The sequence below is a fragment of the Nocardioides sp. genome, from assembly GCF_031422975.1.
Lineage (GTDB): Bacteria > Actinomycetota > Actinomycetes > Propionibacteriales > Nocardioidaceae > Nocardioides.
In genome coordinates, this window is the sequence record NZ_JANPEO010000524.1 from 1 (window position 1) to 6,095 (window position 6,095).

General features: G+C 69.6%; 4 protein-coding genes and 1 pseudogene. 3 read left to right on the plus strand and 2 right to left on the minus strand.

The annotated features are described in order from the left end of the window. The coding region (gene uvrB / locus RMO85_RS15660) for an excinuclease ABC subunit UvrB (protein WP_310529652.1) at positions 1-2,119 on the minus strand (2,119 nt) is incomplete at its 3' end. 59 nt (positions 2,120-2,178) lie between these two features. Here uvrB and RMO85_RS15665 point away from each other — a divergent pair. Then, positions 2,179-3,423 (plus strand): phospholipase D-like domain-containing protein, encoded by a 1,245-nt coding sequence (locus RMO85_RS15665; RefSeq protein WP_310529653.1) that lies wholly within the window; start codon positions 2,179-2,181, stop codon positions 3,421-3,423. Positions 3,424-3,441: 18 nt separating this feature from the next. Here the strand turns inward: RMO85_RS15665 and RMO85_RS15670 are convergent, their stop codons facing one another. Beyond that, entirely contained in the window at positions 3,442-4,389 is a 948-nt protein-coding gene (locus tag RMO85_RS15670; protein ID WP_310529654.1) for a DNA-3-methyladenine glycosylase 2 family protein, read from the minus strand. A 51-nt stretch (positions 4,390-4,440) separates the two neighbouring features. On the opposite strand from RMO85_RS15670, the gene RMO85_RS15675 reads away from it, so the two are divergent. Both RMO85_RS15675 and RMO85_RS15680 read left to right on the plus strand, forming a co-directional pair. Further along, complete coding sequence (locus RMO85_RS15675) at positions 4,441-5,286, plus strand: tryptophan 2,3-dioxygenase family protein (RefSeq protein WP_310529655.1); 846 nt, start codon at positions 4,441-4,443, stop codon at positions 5,284-5,286. 33 nt (positions 5,287-5,319) lie between these two features. Next, positions 5,320-6,095, plus strand: a pseudogene (locus tag RMO85_RS15680) (ATP-dependent DNA ligase); the annotation flags it as partial.

Below are 6,095 nucleotides of genomic sequence, written 5' to 3' on the forward strand. Positions count from 1 at the left end.
CCTCCATCATCTGGCGCAGTTCCTTCTTCAGCTCGTTGACCTCGTCGCGGATCCGGGCGGCCACCTCGAACTGCAGCTCGGCCGCGGCCGCGCGCATCTGGTCGGTGAGCTGCTGGATCAGCTCGGCCAGGTCGCTCGAGGGGATGCCGGCCGCGTCGGGCAGCGTGTTCTTGATCTTCGACAACGCGGGTGTGGGGGACTTCGAGGGCTTGACTCCCCCGGCGCGGCCCCTGACCCCAGCGTCCGCCCAGGTCTGCAGCAGTTCCTGGGTGTTCTCGTCCTCGCGGGCCAGCATCTCGGTGATGTCGGCGATCTTCTTGCGCAGCGGCTGCGGGTCGATGCCGCGCTCGGTGTTGTAGGCGACCTGGATCGCACGACGCCGGTTGGTCTCGTCGATGGCCATCTCCATCGACGGGGTGATCTTGTCGGCATACATGTGCACCTGGCCCGACACGTTGCGGGCCGCCCGACCGATGGTCTGGATCAGCGACTTGTCGGAGCGCAGGAACCCTTCCTTGTCGGCGTCCAGGATCGATACCAGCGACACCTCGGGCAGGTCGAGGCCCTCGCGCAGCAGGTTGATGCCGACGAGGACGTCGTACTCACCCATCCGGAGCTCCTTGAGCAGCTCGATGCGCCGCAGCGTGTCGACCTCGGAGTGCAGGTAGCGGGTGCGGATGCCGGCGTCGAGGAGGTAGTCGGTGAGGTCCTCGGACATCTTCTTGGTCAGCGTCGTGACCAGGACCCGCTCGCCCTTGTCGGAACGGGTGCGGATCTCGTGGATCAGGTCGTCGATCTGGCCCTTCGTCGGCTTGACCACGACCTCGGGGTCGATCAGGCCGGTCGGCCGGATGATCTGCTCGACCGTGTTGCCCTTGCCGCCGACCTTGTCGAGCTCGTAGTTGCCCGGCGTCGCGGAGAGGTAGATGGTCTGGCCGATGCGGTCGAGGAACTCCTCGAACTTCAGCGGCCGGTTGTCCATCGCGCTCGGCAGCCGGAAGCCGTGGTCGACGAGGTTGCGCTTGCGAGACATGTCTCCCTCGTACATTCCGCCGATCTGCGGCACGGCGACGTGCGACTCGTCGACGACGAGCAGGAAGTCCTCGGGGAAGTAGTCGAGCAGCGTGTTGGGCGCCGTGCCGCGGGTGCGCCCGTCCATGTGCATCGAGTAGTTCTCGATGCCCGAGCAGGAGCCGACCTGCCGCATCATCTCGACGTCGTAGGTCGTGCGCATGCGCAGTCGCTGGGCCTCGAGGAGCTTGCCCTGGCGCTCGAACGTCGCGAGCTGGTCCTCCAGCTCCAGCTCGATGCCCTTGATCGCGCGCTCCATCCGCTCCGGCCCGGCGACGTAGTGGGTCGCCGGGAAGACGTGGAGCTCCTTGTCCTCGGTGATGACCTCCCCGGTGATCGGGTGCAGGGTCATCAGCCGCTCGATCTCGTCACCGAAGAACTCGATCCGCACCGCGAGCTCCTCGTAGACCGGGAAGATCTCGAGGGTGTCGCCGCGGACGCGGAACGTGCCGCGCGTGAAGGTCATGTCGTTGCGGGTGTACTGGATCTCGACCAGCCGCCGCAGGATCGAGTCGCGGTCGTGCTCCTCGCCCACCCGCAGCCGGAGCATCCGGTCGACGTACTCCTGGGGCGTGCCGAGACCGTAGATGCACGACACGGTGCTGACCACGATCACGTCGCGCCTGGTCAGCAGCGAGTTGGTGGCGCTGTGGCGGAGCCGCTCGACCTCCTCGTTGATCGAGGAGTCCTTCTCGATGTAGGTGTCCGTCTGCGGGACGTAGGCCTCGGGCTGGTAGTAGTCGTAGTAGCTGACGAAGTACTCGATCGCGTTGTCCGGGAAGAGCATCCGCAGCTCGTTGGCGAACTGCGCGGCGAGCGTCTTGTTGGGCTGGAGCACCAGCATGGGTCGCTGCAGCTGCTCGGCCACCCAGGCCACGGTCGCGGTCTTGCCGGTGCCGGTGGCACCCAGCAGCACGACGTCCTGCTCGCCCCCGCCGATGCGCTCGGTGATCTCCGCGATCGCCGTCGGCTGGTCGCCGGAAGGGATGTAGTCGGAGACGACCTTGAAGGGGGCGACTCGGCGCTCGAGATCTGTCACTGGACGCATGCATCGAGCCTACGGGTGACCACCGACAACGATGCCCGGGCCGTGGCTAGATTGTCCCCGTGACCCTCGCCCGTGCGCTGACCTCCGTACGCCGGACGCTACTGGCGGTCTTCGGTTTCCAGATCGCCCTGGCGATCGCCCTCTCTCTGGTCGACTCCTACCGGCGACGCGGGAAGAAGCCCAAGCCCTTCCCGGTCACGCCGCCGCGGACCGTCGAGGTCGGCGAGGGGACGCTGACGACGTACACCTTCGGCATGGATCTCTACGACGACATGCTCGCGGCCATCGACGGCGCCAAGAAGCAGATCCTGTTCGAGACCTACATCTGGAAGGGCGACGTGATCGGCGAGAAGTTCAAGACCGCGCTGATCCGGGCCGCGGAGCGTGGGGTCGAGGTCTATTGCATCTACGACGGCTTCGCCAACCTGGTGGTGTCCCCGCGGTTCAGGCGCTTCCCCTCGACCCTCAAGGTGCTCCGCTACCCCATCTGGTCCGCGGGCCTGCGCTTCTGGGACCTGCGCCGCTACGGGCGCGACCACCGCAAGATCCTGGTCGTGGACGAGGAGGTCGGGTTCGTCGGCGGCTACAACGTCGGGTCGGCGTACGCCACCGAGTGGCGCGACACGCACATCCGCCTCACCGGTCCCGGCGTCTGGGACCTCAAGCGGGCGTTCGCGGACTTCTGGAACCTCAACCGACGCAAGCGCCTCGGCCGCAGCGAGCGGCCGCTGCTGCTGGAGACCGCATCCGAGTGGGAGCCGCGCATCCGCTTCGCGCGCAACGTGCCTCGGTTGTGGATGTTCCCGATCCGGTCGATGTACCTCGACGCGATCTACCGTGCGACCCGCAACATCTGGATGACGCACGCCTACTTCATCCCCGACCAGGACTTCGTCGACGCCCTCAAGGACGCCGCCGCGCGCGGCGTCGACGTCCGCCTCCTGGTGCCGCTCAAGTCCAACCACATCGTGGCCGACTGGATCTCGCGCGGCTACTTCTCCCAGCTGCTCACCGCCGGCGTGCGGATCTTCCGCTTCAAGGACGCCATGGTGCACGCCAAGACATCGACCATCGACGGCAACTGGTCCACGGTCGGTACGGCGAACGTCGACCGCCTCAGCCTGCAGGGCAACTACGAGATCAACGTCGAGGTCATCGCCGAGTCCATGGCCGCCGTGCTGGAGGAGATCTTCGTCCGCGACGAGTCCAACTCGCTGGAGCTGACCAGCTCCGAGTGGGAGGCGCGCGACCTGCACCGCAAGTTCACCGAGTTCGTGCTCGCTCCCCTGCGTCCCCTGCTGTGAACCCGGCCGCTGGCCGGCTCACCGGCTCCCGGGCGTCCGCCCCGGCAGGTGGGTCCGGGGTGACATTCGCGGACCACGACGCGGCCGGCCGCCGGCGAAGCCCAAGATCAGCGAGACCGCGCGGTTGCGGTGCGGGCGCCACGGCTCGAGGAAGTCGGCGAGCTCGGCGTCCGTGAAGGGATCGCCACTCACGGCCCAGCCGACGTCCTTGGCGACGTGGTAGTCGCCGAAACTCACCGCGTCGGGGTCCCCGAGAGCCGTCGAACGCACCTCGGCGCTCGTCCACACCCCGATGCCGGGAAGGCTGCGGAGCCGCCGGTCGAGGTCCTCGGGGCCGTCGTGCCGCTCCAGCGCCTCGGCCACCCGGGTCGCGGTGACGATCGCCCGCGACCGTGCGGGGTCGACGTGCAGCTCCAGCCACGCCCAGCTCGGGATCATCCGCACGGTGGCCGCGTCGGGCGGCACCCAGAGCTTCAGCTCCGCACCGGGCCCGGGCGCGCGTTCGCCGTACCGGTGGACGAGTGAGCGGTAGCCCGCGAAGGCCTCCTGGCCGGTCACCTTCTGCTCGATGATGCTGGGGATCAGCGCCTGGAGCACCAGTCCGGTGCGGCCGAACCGGGCGTGCGGCCGGCGGCGCCAGGCCTCGGCGACCAGCGGCTGGAGCGGGTCGAACCCACTCACGTCGTCATCGGCCCCGAGCAGCCGCGGGACGGACGCCAGCACCCACTCGGCGCCGGCGCCCCAGGCGCTCGCGTGCACGACGCCGGTCGGGTGCTGCTGCACGCGCAGGGTCGCGGGACCCTCGGGAGTCCTCACCCCGCGCCAGTGGGCGCCCCCGGGGTCGATGCGATAGCTCGGGTCGGAGCCGCCGCGACGTTGCTGGCGCAGGATCGAGCCGGCCGGACACGGCCACGCCGGTTCCCACACCGTGCTGGCATCCGGGCTGGCCTCGGGCGAGGAGGACACCCGGTGGACGCTACCCCGCAGCCGCCGACCGCGCGGCGATAGGTTGCCCCCATGGGAGAGCAGCGCGAGATCGAGCCCGGCATCGAGAAGGACTTCACCCACCAGATGTCGTACGGCGACTACCTGCGCCTCGACCTGCTGCTGGCGGCCCAGCAGCCGCAGAGCGACCCTCCGCAGCACGACGAGCTGCTCTTCATCGTCCAGCACCAGACGTCCGAGCTGTGGCTCAAGCTGATGGTGCACGAGCTGCGTTCGGCCCGCGAGGAGCTCAGCCACGACCGACTCTCCCCGGCGTTGAAACGACTCGCCCGGGTCAAGCACATCCAGCGCGTCCTCACCGACCAGTGGTCGGTGCTCGCCACCCTGACGCCGAGCGAGTACGCCGAGATCCGCCCCTTCCTCGCCACGTCCTCGGGCTTCCAGTCGTCGCAGTACCGCGAGGTCGAGTTCCTGCTCGGCAACAAGGACGGCGACATGGTGCGCGTCTTCAAGCACGATCCGGCGGTGCAGGCCGCGCTCGCCCGGCTCCTCACCGAGCCGTCGCTGTACGACGAGTTCCTGGCCTACCTCGCCCGCCGGGGCTACGCCGTGCCGGCCGACGTGCTCGCGCGCGACGTGACCCGCTCCCACCCCTCCTCCCCCGGCCTGGTCGAGGTCTTCGCACGGGTCTATGCGGCGCCCGCCGAGCACTGGGGCGTCTACGAGGCGTGCGAGGAGCTCGTGGACGTGGAGGACAACTTCCAGCAGTGGCGATTCCGGCACCTCCAGGTCGTGCAACGGACCATCGGCCACAAGATGGGGACCGGCGGCTCGACCGGCGTCGGCTTCCTCCGGCGCGCCCTGGACCTGACCTTCTTCCCCGAGCTGTTCGACGTGCGCACGCGCATCGGCGGCTGAGGCGTTGTCGGTGCCCGCAGGCAGACTGATCGCATGCAGCTCGCCGAGATCGTGGCCACGTCCACCGCTGTGGCAGCGACGAGATCGCGCAAGGCCAAGGTGCTCGCGCTGGCCGAGGCCCTGCGACATGCGCAGCCCGACGAGCTCGAGACGGTGGTCAGCTATCTCGGCGGCACGCTCCGCCAGCGCCGCACCGGCCTGGGGTGGCGCGGTGTCGCGGTGCTGCCCGACCCGGCGACCGAGTCGACGCTGACGGTCACCGAGGTGCACGACGCCTTCGAGGTGCTCTCGCTGATCGCCGGTGCCGGCTCGCAGGCGGCCCGACGGGACGCCGTGGCCCGGCTGTTCGGCCGGGCCACCGAGGCCGAGCAGTCCTGGCTGCGTGGCCTGGCCACCGGCGAGGTGCGGCAGGGCGCGCTCGACGCGCTCGTCCAGGAGGCGGTGGCGCAGGTCGCGGAGGTGCCGTTGGCCGCCGTACGCCGCAGCGCGATGTTGTCCGGCAGCACGCTGGCCGCCGCCGTCGCGGCCTTCGCCGGCGGCGAGCCGGCGCTCGCCGGGTTCGGCCTCGAGGTCGGCAGACCCGTGCTGCCGATGCTCGCCTCCAGCGCTCCCGACATCGCGGCCGCGATGGCCAAGGCGGTGTCGGCCGGCCCGGTCGCCATCGACGCCAAGCTCGACGGCATCCGGATCCAGGCCCACCGCCGCGGCGACGACGTCCTCGTCGTCACCCGCAGCCTCGACGACATCACGGCCCGACTGCCCGAGGTCGTCGAGGTGGTGCGATCGCTGCCCGGCGGCGACCTCGTGCT